This is a genomic window from Phytomonospora endophytica (assembly GCF_014202425.1).
GTDB classification, from domain to species: domain Bacteria; phylum Actinomycetota; class Actinomycetes; order Mycobacteriales; family Micromonosporaceae; genus Phytomonospora; species Phytomonospora endophytica.
Window position 1 is genome coordinate 126,083 of sequence record NZ_JACHGT010000020.1, and the last position, 21,015, is coordinate 147,097.

Below are 21,015 nucleotides of genomic sequence, written 5' to 3' on the forward strand. Positions count from 1 at the left end.
GGCCCGCGAGCCCGCCGGTGAGTCCGTCAGCCTGCGAGTGCGGGAGTCGGTTAGCCCGCGCGCGAGCCCGCCGGTCCGCCGCCTTTCGCCGTCCCCCGTCCTACCTCCGCCGGATCCCCGTCCCGTCCAGCAAGCGGCGCAGTTCCGCCACCCGCTCGTCCGGCAGCGTCGTCACCACCAGGTGCGGCTCGTAGGGCGCCAGGCGTTCCACGACCTTCGCGTCGTCGGCCGTCTTCACCATCATCAGGACGTGCCCGGCGCCCGGTGGGAGTGCCCCAGCCATGCGTTCCACCATGCGTTCGTCGACGCCGATGTGGCCGATCTTGTTCAGCGCGGCTCCCGCGGCGGCACCCACCGCGAGGCCGAAGACCGGGATCGCCGCGAGGGCGCCGACGACGACTCCGGCGGCCGCTCCGGCCGTCGCGCCCTTCGCGACGCGGTGGTGGGCGTGCTTGACGTCGATGTGGCCGTTCTCCCGCCTGGTCACCAGCGCCAGATCCTCCAGGGAGACGAGCCCTTCGCTCTCCAGGAGGTCGATCGCGTCCAGCGCGATCTGGGCGGTGGATTCGGCGCGGAATCCCAGTACGACGAGGTCTGCCATGGATCCTCCGCTGATCGTGGGTGTCCTCCCATTGCACCAAGCCCACGCGTCGCGGGTGGCCGCTCGGCGAAATCACCTCGACCCGGCGCACGGCCGCTGTTATCGTCCGCGCGTGAAGATCTCGCGCGTGGACCACTTCGACGACACCGCCTTCGGGGCCTGGCACGCCGCCGCCCGCGAAGGCGTCGGCGCCGGTCGCTTCGACCCGCCCCTGTTCAGCGCCGCGCAGTCGGCCGTGGCCTTCCGTGCCGCCGACGGCCCCTACGACTACGAGATCTACGGCGCCTTCGTCGACGGCCGGATCGTCGGCACCGTCCGCCTCGAACTTCCCAAGCACGACAACCTCAACCTCGCCGACATCGAGATCGCCGTCGTCCCGGCGCACCGCCGCCAGGGGATCGGCACGGCCCTGTTCGCGCACATCGAGGCGCGCGTCGCCGAACTCGGCCGCACGAGCCTCTTCGGCGTCGTCAATCAGCCGATCGGCGCCGACGAGGTGCCCGGCGTCGGCTTCGCGACCCGCTGCGGCCTCACCCGACGCAACATCGAGATGCGCCGGGCCCTCGACCTGCCCGTCGCCGACGAACTCCTCGATCGCCTGGAGGCCAAGGCCGCCGAGAAGATCGGCGACTACCGCCTCGTCACCTGGACCGGCCCCTGCCCCGACGAGCACGCCGAGCAGTACGCGCACCTCAAGTCGCTGCTGATGTCCGAGGCGCCGGTCGGCGACATGGACTACGAGGCCGAGGTCTGGGACGTCGCCCGCCTGCGCGCCGACGAGAAGAAGGCCGCCGACCAGGGCCGCGACATCCTCACCGTCATCGCCGTGGCACCCGACGGCGTCATCGCCGGACACACCCAGATCGGCGTCTCCCGCGAAGGCGAGCACCGGGCGTTCCAGTGGGACACCCTCGTCCTCCCCGAACACCGCGGCCACCGCCTCGGACTCGCCCTCAAGGTCGCCAACCAGCGCGCCCTGCAGGCCGGATACCCGAAGCACACGAGCATCGAGACGTGGAACGCCGTCCAGAACGGCCCGATGGTCTCGGTGAACCTCGAACTAGGCTTCCGTGAAGTCGAACGCTACGAGGAGTGGCAGCGCGGCTGAGGTCAGGCCGTGAGCTGGGCGATCGCCGCCCGGATCGCGACGGCGAAGTGGCTGACCTGTGTGTACACGCCGTAGTAGCCGGGCCGTGCGCATCCGATGCCCCAGCTGATGATCCCGATCTGGCGCCACGTCCCGCCGGGGTCCTTGCGGAGCATCGGCCCGCCGGAGTCGCCCTGGCAGAAGTCGACGCCGCCTTCGGCGTAGCCGGCGCAGATCTCCTCGGCCCAGATCAGGTCGCCGCCGTAAGCCTCCGCGCACACGTCGTCGCGCACGTACGGCACCTGTGCCTTGCGCAGCTGCCGCGACGGCGCGCAGCCGTCGCAGGTGGAGCCCCAGCCGAGAATGGTGAACATCCCGTTGTCCAGGGCCGCGCTCTCGGGCAGCGCGAGCACCGGGATCCCCGGGATCGGCGTGGTCAGGCGGATCAGGGCCCAGTCCTTGCCGTAACCGTCGTAGCCGGGCGCCCGGTGCACGAAGTCGGAACGGAAGCGGATGGCCCTGGGATCGGCCAGGTCGGTGACACCCGCGACCCCGGTGATCGTGGCGTCCGGACCGGTCTCGCCGACGCAGTGCGCGGCGGTCAGCACGACCCGCGCGTGCACCAGGGAACCGTTGCAGCCCATGGAGAGCCGCACCATCCACGGGAACTCTCCGGGGGCGGCGGGGGACCCGCCGACGATGTCGGTGCCGACGTCGCCCGCGTGCGCCGGTGCCGCCGACGCGGTGAGCAGGGCCGCGATAAGGGTGGTCAGTACGACCAGTAAGGCCGGGTTCCTTCGCATGGTCCCTCCCCTGGCGCGTGAACGTTCTTCCCGGCCTCGTGTGCCGAAACCGGCCGGGCCGCCGCTCGACCGGGCCGGAAGTGCGGACGCCCCCGTCGGAGGCGGGGGCGTCCGCGTCACCGTCAGACCGTCAGGGTCCAGGTGTTGATGTAGCCGGTGTCGGCCGAGGCCGCGTCACGGACCTGGAGCTTCCAGGTGCCGTTGGCGCCTTCGCCGGCCAGGTTGACCGTGTAGGTCTGGTTGATGTTGTCGGCGCTGCCGCCGGTGCGGTTGTGCAGGACGTAGGCGGAGCCGTCGGGGGCGATGAGGCTCACGACGAGGTCGCCGATGTAGGTGTGCACGATGTTGACCGCGACCGTGGAGGTCGAGGAGGGGGCGACGGTGCAGCCGGAGATGGCGACCGAGCTCGACACCGTGGTGTTGTCGGGGATCTGCACGTCGGCGGCGTTGGTGGCGGACTTGCCGCAACCGGGCTGGGGTGTGCCGACGAGCGAGTCGAGGGCCGACTTGATGTTGTTGTACATGCCGGAGACCTGGCTGTAGACGCCGGGCTTGCCCGGACGCGCGCAGCCCTCGCCCCAGCTGACGATGCCGATCTGGACGGGCGTGCCGTTGACGTTCTTGGTCATCGGGCCACCGGAGTCGCCCTGGCAGGTGTCCACGCCGCCCTGCTGCAGGCCGGCACAGATCTCCTCGGCGTCGACGAGGCCGCTGTAGCTGCCGCCGGCGGCCCGGCAGGACGCGTCACTGATGAACGGGACCTGGGCCTTGAGGAGGTAGCGCTGCTGGCCGCCGCCTTCGGAGGCCGCGCCCCAGCCCATGATGTCGAAGGTGCCGTTGTCGTTGGCGCCCGTGGTCGCCATGCCGAGCAGCGGGATGTTCGTGATCGGGGTGTTGAGCTTGATCAGCGCCCAGTCCTTGCCCGTGCCGTTGTAGCCCGGCGCCTGGAGGACATAGGTCGACTGACGGGTGATGCGAGCGGGGTCCTGGAGGTCCACGACGCCGGCGGTGACGCCGATCGAGGTGTTGTTGCCGGTGCCGTTCACGCAGTGCGCGGCGGTCAGGACGACCTGGGGGTGCACGAGCGAGCCGCCGCATCCCATCGAAAGACGGACCACCCAGGGGAACTCACCCTGCGCGGCCCGCGTACCGCCCACGACGTTGGTGCCGGGATCCGACGCCTGAGAGGGGGCGGAGGCGAAGCCCACCGCCAGCACACCGGTCAATGCGACGAGGGCGAGTCGCATTGCGGTCCGTAATGTCTTCCTCACGGAGAACTCCTTCGAGACACCGTTCGTGTCGCATCCATCGGTGGACGTGACCGTGACGGACTGCAAGGAACATAGCGGTGACAACAGGACTCGTCAATATCGAGAAATCTCGATGTCACCGGGATTTTTACGGGTATTCCCTTGCCTTGCCGGAAGATTCACTAAACCGATTAGTTGCCAGGGGACGAAGTGGTCGCGCCCTCCTCGGGTCGTGCGACGACCACCGGTGAGCCGTCGCCCGGGGCGGACAGGATGTCCGCTTCGACCCCGTAAAGGCGCTTGACCAGCTCACCCGTGAGGATCTCGGCGGGTGGTCCCTCGGCTGTGACGCGTCCGTCGCGCATGGCGATGAGCCGGTCGGCGTAGCGCGCGGCGGCGGCGAGGTCGTGGACGACCATCACGACCGTCCGGTTCCGTTTTCGGGCGATCTTCCGAATCAGTGAAAGCACCTCGACCTGGTGTCCGAGGTCGAGCGCCGAGGTCGGTTCGTCGAGGAGGACCACGGGGGTGTCCTGCGCGAGGATCATGGCCAGCCAGCAGCGCTGGCGCTGCCCGCCGGAGAGCCGGTCGACGCGGCGGCCGGCGAGGTCGGCGACGCCGGTGGCCGCGAGCGCGTCCCGGGCGGCGGCCTCGTCCTCGCGGGACCACTGGCGAAAGAGGCCCTGGTGCGGATGGCGTCCGTGGGCGACGAGACCGGCGACGGTGATCGCCTCGGGGGCACTGGGGGACTGCGGGAGCAGTGCCAGATCACGGGCGACGTGCCGGGGCGCGCGCTGCCAGACGTCGGTGCCGCCGACGGTGACGCGGCCCGCGGTCGGCCGGTGCAGCCGGGCCACGCAGCGCAGGAGGGTGGACTTGCCGCAGCCGTTCGGGCCGACGATGGCGGTCACCGAGCCGGGTTCGGCGCACAGGTCCACCTCGGACACGACCTCGCGGTGGCCGTAGGCCGCGCGCAGTCCTTCGACGACGAGTCGCACTCAGGAGTCCTTTCGGGAAAGCAGAACCCACAACAGGAACGGCCCGCCGAGCAGGCTCGCCAGGACGCCGACCGGCACCTCGACGGGCCCGAAGGCGCGGCCGAGGGTGTCGGCGCAGACGACCAGGAGCGCTCCCGACAGGGCCGCGGTGACGATCGGGACGCGGGCGGTCCCGGCGAGCCGGGTGGCCAGGATCGGCGCGGCCATCGCGACGAAGGCGATGGGGCCGCCGATGCCGACGGCGAGCCCGGCGAGACCGACGGCGACGGCGAGCGCGTAGAGCCGCCAGCGTCCCGGGACGACGCCGAGGGTGGCGGCGGTGTCGTCGCCGAAGCGCAGGACGTTGAGCTTGCGGGAGGCCAGCAGTGCCGGCGGGACCAGCACGGCCAGGCCGAGCAGGACGGGCGTGGCGACCTCGTAGCCGCGGGCGTTGAGGTTGCCGATCGTCCAGCCCCACACTCCGCGCGCCACGTCGACGGGCTGGCGGGCGAGGACGAGGTCGGTGACGGCGTCGATGGTCACCGACAGCGCCAGACCCACGACCAGCACGCGGTATCCGGCGGTGCCGAGGCCTCCGGCGACGGCGACGACGGCCGCCGCCGCGATGACCGCGCCGAGCGGCCCGGCCCACCACGCGCCGATGGAGGCCGTCGTCGAGCCGAGCACGGTGATCAGGACGCCGACCGTGGCGCCGTCGTTGACGCCGACGAGATCCGGCGTGGCCAGCCGGTTCCGGGCCAGCGTCTGGGTCAGGCACCCGGCGAGGCCGAGGGCGGCTCCCGCGACGGCACCGGCGACCACGCGCGGCAGCCGGTAGTCGAAGACCGTGCGGCGGGCGAAGGCGTTCTCCCCGCCGAGCAGCGCCTCAACCGCGCGCCAGCCAACGGTCCGGCCGTTGCCGACCGCGACCGACGCGGCCGTCGCGAGCAACAGCAGGACCACGATGGACAGCGCGACGGCGGTGGCGCGCTTGGGAAGCAGCACCGAGCGCGAGCCGAAGCGCAGGGCGAGGGAGTCGGGCGGCTTCACGAGGCCCGCAAGGTCAGGGTCCGGTTCGAGCGGACGAGCCAGATCAGCAGCGGCCCGCCCACCACGGCGAGGAGAATGCTCACCGGTGCCTCGTACGGCCGCACGATCAGCCGCGATCCCAGGTCCGCCACGATCATCACGAGCCCGCCGCCCACCATGGACAGCCAGAGCAGCGCGCCCATGCGTGGCCCCACCACTGCCCGTGCGATGTACGGCGCCAGCAGCCCGAGGAACGCCACCGGACCGGCCAGCGCCACCGACGCGCCCGTCAACAGTGTCACCGCCACGGCCGCCGCGACCCGCACCCGTCCCGGCCGGTGCCCGAGCCCGGCGGCCACGTCGTCGCCGAGCGACAGCGCCGACATCGGCCGCGCCAGCACCGCCGCGATCACCACGGCCAGCACGACGATCGGCAGGATCTGCACGACCATCCGCGTCGTCACGCCCGACAGCGAACCCAGAACCCAGAAGCGGTAACGGTCATAGCCCGCCGAGTCGCGCGTCAGCAGGTACGCCGTCGCGCCCCGGAACGTCGCCGACAGCGCGGCCCCCGCCAGCACCAGGCGCAGCGGCGAGGTCCCGCCTCGCAATGCCGCCATCACCAGCACCAGCGCGCTCGCCGCCAGCGCGCCGACGAGCGCCAGCGCCAGCTGGGCCGGCGCGCCGTCCAGAGAGAACAAGGCGATCCCGGCGACGACCGCCAGCGCCGCCCCGGCGTTCACGCCCAGCAGCCCGGTCTCGGCGAGCGGGTTTCGAGTCACTGATTGCAGCAGCGCGCCGGCCAGTCCGAGCCCGCCGCCGACCACGAGCGCCGCGAGCGTGCGCGGCAGCCGCAGCGTGTCGACGACCATCGCCACGTGCGCGTCGTCGAGCCCCCCGAGCAGGTACTTCATCGCCGCACCCGGACCGACGTCACCGCCGCCGATCAGCAGCGAGGCGAGACACCCGGTGATCAACAGCGGCACGGGAAGTACGGCGAGCACCCATACCGGCGGCGACGGACGCGATGGGTGACCACCTCGCGAGCGAAACATAAAGTGAGGCTAACCTAAGTTCCGATCGGGGGCGACGGCCCGTCCCCGCCCCCGACACCCTCGGTGAACCCCAGACCTGATACGGAGCAAGCAGATGCGAACGACCCGTACCCGGCGCACCGCCGCCGTCACCCTCCTCACCGCGGCGGCCCTCGCGCTCGCCGCGTGCGGAGGATCCGGCGACGATGGGGAAGGCGGCGACGCCGCCCCGACCCGAGCCGTCATCGACGCCACCGGCGCCGAGGTGCACGTCCCCGTCGAACCGAAGAAGATCGTGGCGCTGTCCGAACAGGACCTCGACGGCCTGCTCGCCCTGGGCGTCAAGCCCTCCGGCACCGTCAACGGCCGCGGCCAGACCACACCCCCCGCCTACCTCGGTGACCTCGCCGCCGGGATCACCACCGTCGGCACCGTCGCCGAACCCGCGCTCGACGCGATCAACGACCTCGAACCCGACCTGATCCTCGCCGGGGGAGTCGCCGACGAGGCCCGCCTCGCCTCCCTGCGCGACATCGCCGCCACCGTCGTCACCTACAAACCCGAGACCGACTGGAAGACCGCGTTCGCCAAGACCGCCGAAACGGTGAACAAGACCGCCGAAGCCGACGCCTGGCTCGCCGACTACACCACCAAGGCGGGCGAGACGAAGACCGCGATCGCCGACCACACCGGCGAAAGCGTGAGCATCATCCGCTGGAACCCCGACGGCCCGGTCGTCATGCTCAAGGACTCCTTCGCCAGCCTCGTGATCCAGGACGCCGGACTCGTCCGCCCCGACACCCAGCAGGAACCCGGCTTCGCGCACACCGACGTCCTCAGCCTGGAGAACCTCGACAAGGCCGACGGCGACTGGATCTTCGCCGCCACCCTCCAGCCCGGCAGCGCCGAGGCGCTCGCCGAGGCCAAGGAGACGCCCGCCTTCGCCGCCCTCGGCGCGGTCGAGGACGAGCACTTCGTGGAGGTCGACGGGACACTGTGGACCTCCCGAGGCGGCCCCCTCGGCGCCCTGAAGGTGCTCGGCGACCTCACCGCCAACCTCGGCGAGTAGACCCCCGGACCCCGCACGGAAAGGCATGCGCATGCCCGCATCCCAGGCCCGGGTCGCCACCGACCGCGCCTCCCGCTACATCAAGCAACTCTGCTCGCACTTCGACAAGAAGGCCGACTCCGAGTGGGACGACCACAAGGGACGGACCGTGTTCGAGTTCGGCACCTGTGACTACGCCGCCGAAACCGACGCCCTGATCCTGCGCGTCGAGGCCGCCGACGAGGAACTGCTCGGCCGGACCGAGTACGTGGTCGGGGATCACCTGACCAGGTTCGGAACACGGGACGAACTCTCCGTGGACTGGAAGCGGGAGGTCTAGGCGGGTCGCACACTGTTCACGTCGGCGTCGGGCGATCGCCGACCGCCTGCCACGCCACGTACGGGCCTCCTCGCGACGGTAAGGGCGAACCCGCCCCGACCGATTCCGAGGAGGCCCACCTCATGTCCATCCACATCGGCCCCGGCGTGCGAAGGCGCGTCATCCTGGCCGGCGGCGCCGCCGTCGGAGTCTCGGCCATCGGCGCGATCCCGGCCTTCGCCGCCGCCGGATACGAGATCAAGTCCAACCCCTTCACCCTCGGCGTCGCCTCCGGCGACCCCGACTGGCGCGGTGTCGTCCTGTGGACCCGCCTGGCTCCCGATCCGCTCGCGGAGGACGGCAAGGGCGGCATGCCCGACCGTTCGGTCTCCGTCTCCTGGGAGATCGCCGCCGACAGCCGCTTCCGCCGCGTCGTGCGGCGGGGGAGCGTCGACGCGACCCCGGCATGGGGCCACAGCGTCCACATCGAGGCCGACGGGCTCGCGCCCGGACACGAGTACTGGTACCGCTTCAAGACCGGCACGTGGGTCTCCCCGGCCGGGCGAACCCGCACGGCACCGCCGCGCGGTTCGATGCCGAAGTCCCTCGACATGGCCTTCGTGTCCTGCTCGCAGTACGAGCACGGCTACTTCACCGCCTACCGGCGGATGGCCGAGGACCACCCGGACATCGTCCTGCACCTCGGTGACTACCAGTACGAGTACAAGAAGGACACCTACACCATCCCCGGCGGCAACATCCGCGACCACGAGGGTCCCGAGACCGAGACCCTGGCGAACTACCGGCAGCGGCACGCCCAGTACAAGACCGATCCGGACCTCCAGGTCGCGCACGCGGCCGCACCGTGGGTCGTCGTCTTCGACGACCATGAGCTGGACAACAACTGGGCCGACGAGATCCCCGAGCACCCCGAGATCCCGCAGCCGAACTTCCTGGAGCGGCGCAAGGCCGCCTTCCGCGCCTACTACGAGAACATGCCGCTGCGCCGGACCTCGGTCCCGCAGGGCATCGACATGCAGATCTACCGTCGCCTGAACTGGGGCCGCCTGGCGACCTTCCACATGCTCGACACCCGCCAGTTCCGCGACGACCAGGCCTGCGGCGACGGCTACCAGGACTGCCCGGCCGCCGACGACCCGGCGCGCTCGATCACCGGCGGTGAGCAGGAGGCCTGGCTCCTCGACGGCCTCAACCGCTCCAGCGCCCGCTGGGACGTCCTCGGGCAGCAGGTCTTCTTCGGCCAGCGGGACAACACCGACGGTCCGGTCAAGAAGACCAGCATGGACGGCTGGGACGGCTACACCGCCTCCCGCCGCCGCATCACGGAGGGCTGGATCGAGGCGGGCGTCCGCAATCCGGTCGTCCTGACCGGCGACGTGCACTCGCACTGGGCGAGCGACCTCAAGCTCGACTACGACGACCCGACCGGCGAGACCGTCGGTTCGGAGCTGGTCTGCTCGTCGATCACCTCGGGCGGCGACGGTGCCGACTCGAACCCGGCGGACCACCCGATGATGCGGCTCAACCCGCACCTGCGCTTCTTCAACGGCCAGCGCGGCTACGTCCGCACCCGCATCACGCCCGGTGAGCTGAAGGCCGACTTCCGCGTCGTGCCGATGGTCTCGGCCACCGGCTCGGCGGCGCACACGAAGGCGACCTTCGTCATCGAGGACGGCGTGGCCGGACCCCAGCAGACCTACCTCCGTCCACTGTCGACGGATGTACGGGCGACGGGAGAGCCGCCGTCGACCGATGGTTTCTACGGCGACGGCGCCGACGACCTCTAACGGCACATCCCCACCCGCCGGGGGCGCCGCGACACCCCACCGTCGCGGTGTCCCCGGTCCTCTCTGTCCGCGGCGGGTTGTCAGCGACGGGCCCGGAGGGTCAGCACGGCACCGGCGACGAGGAGCGCGAACCCGGCCAGGGCGAGCGGAAGCGCGAGCCCGTTCCCGGTGACGGGCAGGGCCGCGCCGGGCTGCGGGCCGGGCGGGTGCGGGACGACGTCCGACGGAACCGGTCCGCTCGTCGCCGGAACCGGCCCGCTTCCCGAAGGCGACGGGCCGCCGCCATCGCCGGACGGCGACGGTGTGGGGCTCATACCCGAAGGCGACGGCGTGAGGCTCGTGTCGTTCGGGACCGGCGTCTGCGGGGACCCCACGCCGGGGGAGGACGTCGGCGCGAGCGGTTCGCAGTCCACGATCCCCTTGAACGGGAACTGATGCAGTTCCCCGGCGCTGGTCCCGCCGCCGCCTTCGACGAGCTCGCGCACCACCACCTGGCCCTCGATGTTGTTGACGTCGTGGTCGGTGAGTTTCGCGTTCGGGGCGAGGATCGAGCCTTCGATCGTGTGCCCGCCGCTGGGCAGTGTGATCGCGGTGGCCGTGGGAAAGTCCCACAGGATGTAGGGGGCCTCGGCGCCGCCCACGCCGCTGAGATTCGGCGGACGCCAGTCGAAGTCGTCGCCGACGCCGGAGGTGTCGACGACGACCACGAGCGGACCGTTCGCGGTCGGCTTGCCCAGGAAGTCCAGGTCGCTGATCCTGCTCAGCTCGGCGGCGTCGATCTTCAGCACGTTCGTGCGCCCGGAGGCGATGCGGATCTTCACCTCCGCGTTCTCGGGCAGGTCATTGACGTAGGGGTCCTCATTGCCGGTGAGGAGCGCCACCGTGGCCGGGCACGTGGCCAGTTCGCCCGCGGCGGAACGAAACCCGGCGAAGGCGGCGGCCACGTCGAGCGGCTCGCCTTCGACGGCGTCCAGAGGCTCCCGCACGTGGCTGGAGATGTGCGGCAGATCTTCGTAGGCGTCGCCGCTGGAGTTGACGCGCGTCGACTGGGCAGCGCCGTTCCGGTCGCGGTCGAGTGCCGCGCTGCCGCTCATGTCGCCGATCTTGACGTAGCCGTCGAAGACGTCGAGGGTGGCGTCCGGGGCGCTCGCATCCCAGTCGACGCGCCCGTTGACGATCAGCGCGGAGGGCAGCGCGTCGCCCGGCGCCGTCGTCGTTCCGGGTGTGTGAATCGCGACCCGGTAGCCGCCCGAGAGGACCAGGTTCCCGCCGACGGCGAGCGGTCCCTCCATCTCGCCGTCGTAGAAGCGGGCGTCGCCCTCCACGAAGGCGTTGAAGTCACCGGCCCCCGCCAGTGGGGTGATGACGGCTTCGGGAGGCCGGGCGTCCCCACCCTGGGCGACGGCGGCGGCCACGAGCAGGACCCCGCCGGCGGAGATCGTCGAGATGATCATTCGCATGGCTCAGACTTACCGTCTCGGCGGACGAGCGCGGCATTTGGTGCCAACCCGGCGTGTCGCGGCATTCGCTTACTGGTTCCGCTGGTGTCGTAACGCTCCCGTCACTATCCTGGCCGCACGAGTCGGGCGAAATCCGCCCGATTCCCCCGGCAGAGGAGCCCATCCCCCATGACTCCACGCAGCATCCGGGCGGTCGGCGCGCTAGCGGCCGCCCTTCTCACGGCCGCGCTGTTAACCCCGGCCCCGGCACAGGCCGCTCCGGTCGAAGCCGTCACCGCGGCCGTGGCCCTGGCGCCGCCCGACGTCAACGTCGAGAACACCAAGGCCCATCTCCAGCAGTTCCAGACCATCGCGACCAACAACGGCGGCACCCGAGCCAGCGGCACCAACGGGTACGACGCCTCGGCCGCCTACGTGCAGCAGAAGCTCACGGCCGCCGGTTTCTCCGTCACGCTGCAGCCCTGCACCAGTTGCAACGGCAGCGATCCCAACGTGATCGCCGACTGGCCGGGCGGTGCCGCCAACAGCACCGTGATGCTCGGGGCGCACCTGGACAGCGTCCGCGCCGGCGCGGGGATCAACGACAACGGTTCGGGCTCGGCGGCCCTGCTCGAAGCGGCACTGACGCTGGCGTCGCGCAACCCGACGATGCTCAAGCACGTGCGCTTCGCGTGGTGGGCCGACGAGGAGTCGGGCCTGCGCGGTTCGCAGTTCTACGTCTCGCGTTCGGGCACGGCGGGCATCAGCGCCTACCTGAACTTCGACATGGTCGGCTCGACGAACGCCGGCTACTTCCTGACCAACCTCAACAGCACGCTCACGGCCTCCCTGAAGGGCCACTTCGACGCGATCGGCGTGCCGACCGAGACGATGACCGAGTGCTGCTCCGACGACGGCCCGTTCCGCAACGCGGGTGTGGCGACGACGTTCCTGTCGACGGGCGCGTCGGCGCGCAAGACCGCCGCGCAGGTCCAGAAGTGGGGCGGCACCGCCGGAGTCGCCTACGACTCCTGCTACCACTCCTCCTGCGACCGCTACCCGGGCAACATCAACGTCACCGCCATCGACCGGGCCGGCGACGCGATCGCCCGTGCCATCTGGGTTCTGGCCGTCGACGACACCGGCACCCCGCCGAGCGGCTTCACCATCGCGGTGTCGCCGACCTCGGGTTCGGCGCAGCCGGGCACGAGCGTGCAGGCGACGGTGTCGACGCAGACCGTCTCGGGCAGCCCGCAGACGGTGACCTTCTCGTCGGGCGGCGCGCCGGCCAACGCGACGGTCCAGTTCAGCCCGTCGGCCGTGACATCCGGTGGCAGCTCCCAGATGCAGATCACGCTGGGCAACTCACCGGCCGGGACCTACCCGATCACGGTGACGGGGACGGGGACGTCGGGCGCGCGGACGGCGACCTACACACTGACGGTCGTCAGTGCCGGGGCCTGCGCGAACTACAACAACCGCTTCAACGACAGCCTCACCGGCACGGGGAACACCGACTACATGCCGCCGCCGACCGGCTCGTACCAGACCACTGTGTCCGGTCGCCACGCCGGCTGCCTCGACGGCCCCGCCGGCGTCGACTTCGACCTGTACCTCCAGAAGCTCAACGGAAGCACGTGGACGAACGTCGCGCAGTCGACCGGCTCGGGACCCGACGAGACCCTCACCTATGACGGCACCGCGGGCACCTACCGGTACCGCGTCTACGCCTACAGCGGCTCGGGCGCCTACCAGCTCGGCTTCAACCGGCCGTAGGAACGGATACCGCTGACCGGCGCCGTGCCCCTTCCGGGCACGGCGCCTTTTCGGCTGCGCAGCCCGTGCCTCCGCCCGTTCGGTCATGGTGGGCACACTCGGCCACCTGCGATGATGCTGGCGCCGACGGCCCACCGATATTCACTCGCGCCGGTTCAAGAATCTCGAATAATGTGACCCAGGTCACGTATCTGCGGCCTCTCGTGGTCCCTCTTTACTTATGGAACGGCCATCCGGCCCACCACGAAGCGACGCGATCCTCACCGCGTCGTGGAGGGGTGCTCCACATGGGGCTGCCGTGAGAGGGAAGACCACGGCGATATCGGGGGCTGGGGATGAGATGTGACGCTGTTGGCACGTGCTGGGGGACGTACACGCCACGGCGTCACATCTCATCCCGGGGGGATCTCGCTTACCGCCCTCCGATGGCTTGCCCGCATGACCGATCTCAGGATGGAGCACCGAGAACATGAAGGTCCACTTCACCGGACGAACCCCTCGTCTCGGCGACCCCGACTCACGTCGGGACCGCTCCGCCGGAATCCCACCCATTCCGGCAAACATTCTCGACCGGCACCGGGCGCGAGTACTCCGCCCGGGCGAAGCCGTGTTGGCGCCGGGTGAGGACACCCCCGGCAGCACGATCTATCGATACGACCGCGTCATGCTGTGCCACAAGCTGCTCGGCAGCGGGGAGAGGCTCGCGGAACTCGACGCCGCCATCGCCCTACATGGCGTTCGCGTCGAGCGCGACGACCACAACGGCGACCGGGTGCCCAGGCGCTTCCAGCGCGCCCGGCTGACCATCGGCGACCGGGCCACGCCCGTGAGCATCGACGCGTGGAAGACGGTGCAGAACCTGCGCGCGTCGGTCCACGGTGGACGGTGCGACGCCGATCTTGCCGGCCGTGTTCGGTTGGAGCACATTCTCGTCGGGTCGGCGATTGGCGGGCCGGGGAGCCTGATCGGGCAGGGGAACGACTTCTGGCCGAAGGGTAGCGGCCCCTACGAGGGTCCGTCCTATCCGGGACGGGTGCCGGTCGATCTCATGCTTCCGATGCCCGCCCGTCGGCCGGCCGAAGCGCTTCCGGGGGGCCGCCGGCCGGTGATCGCCATCCTGGACACCGGGATCGCCGTCGATCACCCGGACCTCGACATCTCCGAGGAGCAGGAGGGCGACGACACGTTCGTCACCATCAACAGCGATCTGCAGAAGGTGCTGACCGCGAACGCCGATGCCGAGACCCCTGTTCTCAAGGGCGCCTGGGATCAGCCGCATGTCGACGGATCGCTCCTGGGCGACCTCGCCTCTCACTTCGGGCACGGCACTTTCATGACCGGGGTCGTCCGGCAGCTCGCACCGGACGCCCAGGTGCGTTCCTATCGCGTCATGCACAACGACGGTCTCACCTACGAGAACGAACTGCTCATCGCACTCGATCACATCGCCGACGAGGCGGAGCGAGCGTGGAACGGCGATGACACGGTGAATCCGGTCGACATCGTGGTCTTGGCGATGGGTTATCCGGACGAGCACCCGGAGGACAGCCCGAAGGGTGGATTGGCGGGCATGGTCAACAGGCTCGCCAACCTCGGTATCGCCGTCGTGGCGGCAGCCGGAAACTACGCGACCACGCGCCCGTTCTACCCGGCGGCCATGGCGGCGGTCGACCGTGAGCCGACCGCGGCGCCGGTGCTCAGCGTGGGAGCGCTGAACCCGAACGGCTCGGTCGCGATGTTCTCTAACGATGGTCCCTGGGTGACCTGCTTCGCTCTCGGGGCCTCGATGGTGAGCACTTTCCCCGTCATCGAGGGTTCGATGAACCCCGACAGTCAGAACCGGGCTCGCCGCCGTCTCCGCGAGAGTTTCGACCCCGACGACTTCAGCTCGGGCTACGCGATGTGGAGCGGGACCTCTTTCGCGGCTCCCGTCATCGCCGCCAAACTCGCCGCCGCACTGACGACCGAGGACGTCATGGCGGGTGTCTCGGTCACCGACGCCCGTTCCAGCGCCTACCGACTCCAGGCGGCCGTGAAGGCCATCGGGGGATAGCGTCTCGATCATGCAGCATGTATCGAACCCGGTCGACGTGGTCGCCCTGCGGAGGGCCGAAGCCCTCCGCAGGGCCCGCGACGGTGACCGGGATGCGCTGAACGAACTGGTCGTCGAGCTGACTCCGTTGCTGTGGAACGTGGTCCGCCGTCAAGGTGTCGATCGTGTCGCCGCCGAGGACGTCGTCCAGGACACTTGGCTCCGCCTGTGGAGCAGCCTCCACAAGATCGAGACGCCCGAGGCCCTGGTCGGCTGGCTCGTCACGGTGGCGAAGCGTGAAGCCATTCGTCTGTGGAAGGCCGGTTGCCGTGAGGAACCGGTCGAGCCCGAGTGGGACTCGATGATGTCCGAAGATCCCGATGTGGACGAACATGTCACCGATCGGATCCGGGTACAGGGACAGTACCGAGTGTTGTGGGGTCTGGTGACATCGTTGACCGATCGATGCCAAGAGCTGATTCGGATCATCGCCTTCACCGACCGGCCCAACTACGAGACGGTTTCTACCGCGCTGGGGATCCCACGCGGAAGTATCGGCCCGACACGGGGGCGGTGTCTGGCGAAGTTGCGACAGCTGTTGCGCGCCGATCCGGCGTGGAACGATCGAGTGGAGTTATCCGATGAGTGAGCTTGGTGGACCTGATATCAGCGCCGAGGGCCGTATCGATGAGGCCGACCTGGCGGCGTTGCGGGCTGTCAGGGAGCTGTACGAGATGACCGACCCGGTACCGGCCGGATTGATCGAACGCATCAAGTTCGCCGTGGACTTGGAGGACTTGGACGCCGAGGTGGCCAGGGTCTGTGAGGAGCACCGGCTTGTCGGTGTTCGCAGCACCGAGGCGACCGAGACCAGGACGATCACCTTCGACTGTTCGGTCCTGACGGTCATGATCAGTATTCGACCGATCACCGATGAGACGGTGCGGATCGACGGCTGGCTGGCTCCTGCCGGAGAGCATCGAGTGGAATGCCGTTCACCTGACGCCAAGCGTGAGACGATGGCGGATCCCCAGGGCCGGTTCGTGGTGGAAGACGTCCCGCACGGCTTGCTGCAGATGGTCATTCGTCTCTCGTGGCAGGAAGTGCACGGTGGAACCCCACCGGTGGTGGTCACGCCGTCCATCATGGTCTGACGTACATGGCCGATGGGGGAGTCCGACACCGGGGGGCGTGTATAAGAATGACGAAATGCGCTCCCTGGGACTCGAAGTGTTGGCCGAAGCTCGCAGGCTGCACGCTGACGGCAAAGAGGCGGTCAACACAGGGCGGTTGACCGAGGCGGTCCTGCGGCTGCGTGAAGGTCTTCGCGTGCTCGGCTGGTTCGACGGTCGATCGGTCTCCTGGGACCCTGCGGCGTCTGCGATCGCCGCACGCCTCATGGTCACGCTGGCCTACGCGGACGCAGAACAGGGTGACACCGAGCAGGGGCTGCGGCTCTTGGAAGACGCCGAGATCCATGTTGCTGACGAGGACGCGGGAATCCTGTTCCAGCAACGCGCGCTGATCCTGCGCATGGCCGGACATCTTCATGAGGCGCTGGAAGACTTTGCGCGGGCGAAGCCGTTGCTCGTCAGGCACGGCCAGACCACGACGCTGTTGGCCTTGTACCTGAATCGTGGCGCGGCATACGGAGATGAGGGCAAGTACTCGGCCGCGCTCAAGGACTTCAGTGATTGCTACGAACTTGCCGACCGGCTCGGGGAGACCGTTTGGGCGGCGAAGGCGGTGCATGCGCGAGGCATCGTCGCGCGGCACCTCGGCGACGTTCCGGCCGCGCTTGCCTCCCTCGAACACGCGCGCAGCCTGTATGAGATCCACGCTCCGGACATGGGTCCGGTCTTGCTGGCGGCGCAGTGCCACGTCCTCCACTCCGCAGGATTGCTGCATGAGGCGGTGCTTCGGCTGGAACAGGCGACGAAAGGCATGAGCACTCTGCTGCAACACCATCCACTCGCGATCGCTGAGGTCTTGCGTGCCCAACTTGCACTGGAGATGGACAATCCGGAGCTGGCTTCACAACAGGCGAAGGCGGCTGAGGCGCGAGGTCTTCGGCAGGGTGACCTAAGGCTCGCTGTCGGCGCCGAACTAGTCTTGCGATTTGCCGAGTTCGAGTTCGTGCCCTTGAGCCGCGAGATGGCTCGCGATTGCGAGCGTCTGGCCTCTCGGCACCACGAACTCGGCCAAATCTCGGACTCGGATCTCGCCGCACTGCTTGCCACGCGAGTATGGATAGGCGTCGGTGACATCTTGTCAGCCGAGGCGACCTTCAGCTCGGTCGCGCGTGCTCGACCAAGTGAGCACATCTCGGTTCGTCTCTCAAGGGCACAGGTGCGTGCTGAACTCGCCATCGCCCGAGGCGAGCCGTCGAGAGCGCTCGCGAGTGTCCGTACCGGGCTTGCGGCCCTGCAGGACTTCCGAAGTCGCCTGGGGAGCGTCGAACTTCAGGTAGGAGCGGCCTACCTAGGGCGCAAGCTGGCTGGGAGTGGCCTGACGTACGCCCTCGGGTCAGGTAGAGCGCAGACCATCTTCAAATGGTCCGAGCGGTCACGCGCCCAGGCGTTTCGGCTGCCACCGATTCGCCCGGCCGAGGATCCGGAGATCGCCGATCTGCTCGCTCAGGTGAGGCAGCTCCATGATCGAATCCGTAAGTCCGATCTAGCGGGAGAACTCGCCCGTGAGGACAAGGCCCGTTGTGCCAGGCTGGAGAAGGTCCTCCGCGAGCGTTCATGGCTAGCCACCGGTCCCGGTGAATCCATCCCGGAGTACTCCGCCGCCCAGATCCGCGGCGAATTGAACAGGCGGCATTCCGCGCTCGTGTCCTTCCTCGCCCATGAGGGCCGGATGCACGCCCTCGTCCTCGATGGCAAGCTTCGGCATGTCGAACTCGGCTCCAGCATCGACATCGAGGAGGCCGCTCGTCGGCTCGTCGCCGACCTGGACGCCCTCCAGGGGCGCCGCCTCCCCGAGCGGATGGAGGAGGCGATCCGCTCGTCCATCCATCACCAGACAGACTGGCTCGCCGATGCCCTCTTCGGGGAGATCCTCCCGCTGATCGGCGACCGCGACCTCATCGTCGTGCCGACCCAGCTCCTCTCCTCCCTCCCCTGGGGCCTGCTCCCGCCGCTGCGAGGCCGTCCCGTCACCGTCGCCCCCTCCGCCGCCGTCTGGATGGCCGCCGCGACCCGGGAGTGGTCCAGCAAGGGCGTTCCCCTCCTCGCCGCGGGACCCGACCTCACGCACGCCGAGTCCGAGCTCACCCAGATCGCGAGCCGCTACCCACAGGGCACCGTCCTCAAGGCCGAGACCGCCACCGCATCCGCCACCCTCGCCGCCCTCGACGGCGCCCCCATCGCCCACCTCGCGGCTCACGGCCATCACGAACCGGACAACGTTCTCTTCTCCCGCCTCGACTTCGCCGACGGTCCGCTCATGGCCTACGACATCGCCCGCCTGGCGGCCCCACCCCGGCACGTCACGCTGTCGGCGTGCGATGTGGGCCGATCGGTCGTCGCCGTGGGGGACGAGACGCTCGGGTTCACCGCCGCCCTCCTCTACGCCGGCACGTCCACCGTGGTTTCGTCGGTGGCTCGGGTCGCGCATGACGTCGCCCGCGATGTCATGGTCGGATACCACCGGCTCATCGCCGAAGGCGTCGCTCCCGCACGCGCGCTCGCCGAGGCGAACGCCAAGCACGACCTGGCGCCCTTCGTGTTGTTCGGAGCCGGTTAGTCACCGGGTGGCGGGGCTTGTGTCCACATAGCACGATGTGTACATGGACAGTCTTGAATCCCTCTTCAGTGCCGCCAGCCTGCTCAGCCTGCAGGGCTCCGCGGCCGCGGCCCTCCTCGTCCCCAACGTCCTCGGCAACCTCATCGGCGAGCGCTTCGACAAGTGGCGTAAGTGGACCTCGCTGGGCATCGCCCTCGTTCTCGCGTACCTGGCGGCGTTCCTGGCGAAGGACGCCAACGCGATCAAGTGGGTCGTCGCCCTCTTCAACGGTTTCCTGGTCTTCGCCTCGGCGATGGGCCTCAACCAGCTCCCGCGCAAGAACCGCCCCAACGGGCACAGTCCCGACGCGCCCGAACCCAAGTTCCTCAAGTCCTGGACGTAGAAGAGCCCGGCCGTGTCGCGACGGCCGGGCCCAGGGGCGGGACTCAGCAGCCGTTCTCGTCGGCGGTGACGTACCCGTTCTTCGTGGCGATCCTGTGGTCGTAACACCCTTCGGTGCCCGACAGCGTGTAGTGGTGCTCCGAGGTCCCCATGGCGTGCCGTTCGGGCCTCGGTGCGCTGATGTTCCAGCCCGCCTCGCCGGTGTACACATCGGACATGTTCGTCACGGTCAGGCCGTCGCCGGACAGCGACCGGTACTTCTCGGCGTCCCCGATGGTGATGGTCGTCGTGAGGCGGTCGGCGGTGTCGACGGCGATGTTCCCGTCGAGGGTGAACGTCTTGCGGCTCGACTCCAGGGAGGGGAGGCCGCCGCCGACGCGGGCGACCGTCACGTCGTCGGTCCAGGTGCCGGTGACGCCGTCGGGGTTCTCGCCGGGTCCCCAGGAGTGGACGCCGGTGTTGGCGACGGCACGGTCCACAGTGGTCACGACGGTGCCGTGCGAGGTCTTGAGGGTACCGACCGTCGTGAGCCGGTGGGAGCCCTTCGTGTCGACGCGGTGGGCGTCGCCGTCGGCGGTGTGGGTGCTCGTGTTCTTCAGGTCGGTGGCGCGGTTGCCGATCAGCCTGCCGCGCACGACCGTGCTGCCCTCGTCCTGCCATGAGCGGAACGCCACCGGAGTGTCCCAGCCCGACTGTCCCGGTTGGACACCGACTACCTGGACGGTGATCTCGTGGGCGGCACCGTCGTTGAGACGGCCCAGGAACGGCGTCAGGTCATAGGACACCGGCCTGATGTCGAACGCGCGCGGTGCGGGCAGCACGTACCAGAGGAACGGGTTCGACCAGCCGCCCGTGTACACGTGCGGGAAGGGCGCGGCGATCCCGGCGAGCTCGCCGTCGACGAGGACCTGCACCTCGCGGTAGGGCCCGTCGGGGTTGGGACAGGAGTAGTCCGGCGCGGGCGCGGTGAAGTACCAGAACTCCTCGCAGCCACCGCCTGAGCCGGTCGCGTAGACGTCGGCGATGAGTCGCTCGGAGTTGCGGGGGAGCGTGAGGTTCCCGATGGTGGTGCCGTCCTCCTTGTGCTCGTCGGCGAGCGGGGTGACGGTCTCGGCGACGGAGCCGGCCGGGTTGGCGGCGTCGGTGGTGTAGAAGGTCAGGTACACCTGCACGTCGAGGACTCCGGTGTAGGTGTCGTTGACGACGTTGCCGATGAGCATCCAGGTCGGTTGCGGGGACCTGAGCAGTGCGGCGTACTCGGTGAGGTCGCTCTCGACGGTCCAGCGGATGCCTTCGGCGGAGGGTTCGGGCGTGGAGGTCTTGAAGATCGGAACGCCGCCGATGGTGAGCGCGCCGAGCCGGTCGTACTGGCGTCCGGCGACCGCGCCTTCCAGGCGCAGTACGACTTTCGACCAGTCGCCGGCGCAGTCGGCCGGGGGTGTGTAGGTGCCTTCGAAGGGCGTGAAGTCGCGGAACTCGTAGTCGACGAGCGGCACCTCGCACGAGCGCGTGTCCGGCTTCTCGACGGGCGTGACGGCCGTGCGCGGGTCGTCCCAGTCGGTGCCGAACTCGGGTGGCGGTTCGGCGGCGTGCGCCGGAACCGCGACGGCGACGGCGAGTGCCGCGGCACCGGCCGCGAGCAGGGCCTTGTGCGTGAGTCTCATCTGTACCCGGCCTCCCT

Annotated in this window: 18 protein-coding genes; 10 read left to right on the plus strand and 8 right to left on the minus strand. The window is 69.6% G+C overall.

The genetic code is table 11. The features are described from left to right. Positions 1-100: 100 nt before the first annotated feature. Positions 101-601 (minus strand): DUF1269 domain-containing protein, encoded by a 501-nt coding sequence (locus HNR73_RS34815; RefSeq protein WP_184792297.1) that lies wholly within the window; start codon positions 599-601, stop codon positions 101-103. A gap of 112 nt (positions 602-713) precedes the next feature. Between HNR73_RS34815 and HNR73_RS34820 the strand changes: the two genes are divergently transcribed. Continuing rightward, on the plus strand, positions 714-1,709 hold the full coding sequence (locus HNR73_RS34820; protein WP_184792298.1) for a GNAT family N-acetyltransferase: 996 nt from the start codon (positions 714-716) through the stop codon (positions 1,707-1,709). 2 nt (positions 1,710-1,711) lie between these two features. Here the strand turns inward: HNR73_RS34820 and HNR73_RS34825 are convergent, their stop codons facing one another. The 5 genes from HNR73_RS34825 to HNR73_RS34845 all read right to left on the minus strand — a co-directional run bounded on the left by HNR73_RS34825 (position 1,712) and on the right by HNR73_RS34845 (position 6,802). After that, a complete protein-coding gene (locus tag HNR73_RS34825; RefSeq protein ID WP_184792299.1) occupies positions 1,712-2,491 on the minus strand; it encodes a S1 family peptidase in 780 nt (259 codons plus the stop codon). A 122-nt stretch (positions 2,492-2,613) separates the two neighbouring features. Next, entirely contained in the window at positions 2,614-3,762 is a 1,149-nt protein-coding gene (locus HNR73_RS34830; RefSeq protein ID WP_239122172.1) for a trypsin-like serine protease, read from the minus strand. A 170-nt stretch (positions 3,763-3,932) separates the two neighbouring features. Further along, positions 3,933-4,739, minus strand: a complete 807-nt coding sequence (locus HNR73_RS34835) for an ABC transporter ATP-binding protein (protein ID WP_184792300.1) — start codon at positions 4,737-4,739, stop codon at positions 3,933-3,935. Then, positions 4,740-5,768: a FecCD family ABC transporter permease gene (locus tag HNR73_RS34840; RefSeq protein WP_184792301.1), complete on the minus strand. Its 1,029-nt coding sequence runs from the start codon at positions 5,766-5,768 to the stop codon at positions 4,740-4,742. Then, a complete protein-coding gene (locus tag HNR73_RS34845; protein ID WP_184792302.1) occupies positions 5,765-6,802 on the minus strand; it encodes a FecCD family ABC transporter permease in 1,038 nt (345 codons plus the stop codon). Before HNR73_RS34845 ends, HNR73_RS34840 begins: the two co-directional genes overlap by 4 nt. 94 nt (positions 6,803-6,896) lie before the next feature. Between HNR73_RS34845 and HNR73_RS34850 the strand changes: the two genes are divergently transcribed. The 3 genes from HNR73_RS34850 (at position 6,897) to HNR73_RS34860 (ending at position 9,956) form a co-directional block, all read left to right on the plus strand. Further along, positions 6,897-7,850, plus strand: a complete 954-nt coding sequence (locus tag HNR73_RS34850; protein ID WP_184792303.1) for an ABC transporter substrate-binding protein — start codon at positions 6,897-6,899, stop codon at positions 7,848-7,850. A 31-nt stretch (positions 7,851-7,881) separates the two neighbouring features. After that, complete coding sequence (locus HNR73_RS34855) at positions 7,882-8,169, plus strand: DUF2218 domain-containing protein (protein ID WP_184792304.1); 288 nt, start codon at positions 7,882-7,884, stop codon at positions 8,167-8,169. Positions 8,170-8,291: 122 nt separating this feature from the next. Further along, entirely contained in the window at positions 8,292-9,956 is a 1,665-nt protein-coding gene (locus tag HNR73_RS34860; protein WP_184792305.1) for an alkaline phosphatase D family protein, read from the plus strand. Between the two features lie 80 nt (positions 9,957-10,036). Here HNR73_RS34860 and HNR73_RS34865 read toward each other — a convergent pair whose 3' ends face one another. Then, positions 10,037-11,416, minus strand: a complete 1,380-nt coding sequence (locus tag HNR73_RS34865; protein WP_184792306.1) for a choice-of-anchor A family protein — start codon at positions 11,414-11,416, stop codon at positions 10,037-10,039. 168 nt (positions 11,417-11,584) lie between these two features. On the opposite strand from HNR73_RS34865, the gene HNR73_RS34870 reads away from it, so the two are divergent. The 6 genes from HNR73_RS34870 to HNR73_RS34895 all read left to right on the plus strand — a co-directional run bounded on the left by HNR73_RS34870 (position 11,585) and on the right by HNR73_RS34895 (position 19,335). Next, positions 11,585-13,171: a M28 family peptidase gene (locus HNR73_RS34870; RefSeq protein ID WP_184792307.1), complete on the plus strand. Its 1,587-nt coding sequence runs from the start codon at positions 11,585-11,587 to the stop codon at positions 13,169-13,171. Between the two features lie 607 nt (positions 13,172-13,778). Further along, complete coding sequence (locus tag HNR73_RS34875; protein WP_184792308.1) at positions 13,779-15,224, plus strand: S8 family peptidase; 1,446 nt, start codon at positions 13,779-13,781, stop codon at positions 15,222-15,224. A gap of 10 nt (positions 15,225-15,234) precedes the next feature. Next, complete coding sequence (locus tag HNR73_RS34880; protein WP_184792309.1) at positions 15,235-15,852, plus strand: RNA polymerase sigma factor; 618 nt, start codon at positions 15,235-15,237, stop codon at positions 15,850-15,852. Further along, complete coding sequence (locus tag HNR73_RS34885; RefSeq protein WP_184792310.1) at positions 15,845-16,357, plus strand: hypothetical protein; 513 nt, start codon at positions 15,845-15,847, stop codon at positions 16,355-16,357. The genes HNR73_RS34880 and HNR73_RS34885 overlap by 8 nt, the downstream gene beginning before the upstream one ends. 55 nt (positions 16,358-16,412) lie before the next feature. Further along, positions 16,413-18,953, plus strand: coding sequence for a CHAT domain-containing protein (locus HNR73_RS34890; RefSeq protein WP_184792311.1), 2,541 nt, complete (start codon positions 16,413-16,415; stop codon positions 18,951-18,953). Between the two features lie 43 nt (positions 18,954-18,996). Then, positions 18,997-19,335, plus strand: a complete 339-nt coding sequence (locus tag HNR73_RS34895) for a hypothetical protein (protein ID WP_184792312.1) — start codon at positions 18,997-18,999, stop codon at positions 19,333-19,335. A 43-nt stretch (positions 19,336-19,378) separates the two neighbouring features. Here the strand turns inward: HNR73_RS34895 and HNR73_RS34900 are convergent, their stop codons facing one another. Further along, entirely contained in the window at positions 19,379-20,998 is a 1,620-nt protein-coding gene (locus HNR73_RS34900) for a peptide-N4-asparagine amidase (RefSeq protein ID WP_184792313.1), read from the minus strand. Between the last annotated feature and the right edge of the window lie 17 nt (positions 20,999-21,015).

What these genes read in the sequence shown, in the direction of transcription:
- HNR73_RS34815 (WP_184792297.1), bottom strand. Translation starts at nt 601, where the DNA reads ATGGCAGACCTCGTCGTACTGGGATTCCGCGCCGAATCCACCGCCCAG.
- HNR73_RS34825 (WP_184792299.1), bottom strand. Translation starts at nt 2,491, where the DNA reads ATGCGAAGGAACCCGGCCTTACTGGTCGTACTGACCACCCTTATCGCG.
- HNR73_RS34845 (WP_184792302.1), bottom strand. Translation starts at nt 6,802, where the DNA reads ATGTTTCGCTCGCGAGGTGGTCACCCATCGCGTCCGTCGCCGCCGGTA.
- HNR73_RS34850 (WP_184792303.1), top strand. Translation starts at nt 6,897, where the DNA reads ATGCGAACGACCCGTACCCGGCGCACCGCCGCCGTCACCCTCCTCACC.
- HNR73_RS34855 (WP_184792304.1), top strand. Translation starts at nt 7,882, where the DNA reads ATGCCCGCATCCCAGGCCCGGGTCGCCACCGACCGCGCCTCCCGCTAC.
- HNR73_RS34860 (WP_184792305.1), top strand. Translation starts at nt 8,292, where the DNA reads ATGTCCATCCACATCGGCCCCGGCGTGCGAAGGCGCGTCATCCTGGCC.
- HNR73_RS34865 (WP_184792306.1), bottom strand. Translation starts at nt 11,416, where the DNA reads ATGCGAATGATCATCTCGACGATCTCCGCCGGCGGGGTCCTGCTCGTG.
- HNR73_RS34870 (WP_184792307.1), top strand. Translation starts at nt 11,585, where the DNA reads ATGACTCCACGCAGCATCCGGGCGGTCGGCGCGCTAGCGGCCGCCCTT.
- HNR73_RS34880 (WP_184792309.1), top strand. Translation starts at nt 15,235, where the DNA reads ATGCAGCATGTATCGAACCCGGTCGACGTGGTCGCCCTGCGGAGGGCC.
- HNR73_RS34885 (WP_184792310.1), top strand. Translation starts at nt 15,845, where the DNA reads ATGAGTGAGCTTGGTGGACCTGATATCAGCGCCGAGGGCCGTATCGAT.
- HNR73_RS34890 (WP_184792311.1), top strand. Translation starts at nt 16,413, where the DNA reads ATGCGCTCCCTGGGACTCGAAGTGTTGGCCGAAGCTCGCAGGCTGCAC.
- HNR73_RS34895 (WP_184792312.1), top strand. Translation starts at nt 18,997, where the DNA reads ATGGACAGTCTTGAATCCCTCTTCAGTGCCGCCAGCCTGCTCAGCCTG.
- HNR73_RS34900 (WP_184792313.1), bottom strand. Translation starts at nt 20,998, where the DNA reads ATGAGACTCACGCACAAGGCCCTGCTCGCGGCCGGTGCCGCGGCACTC.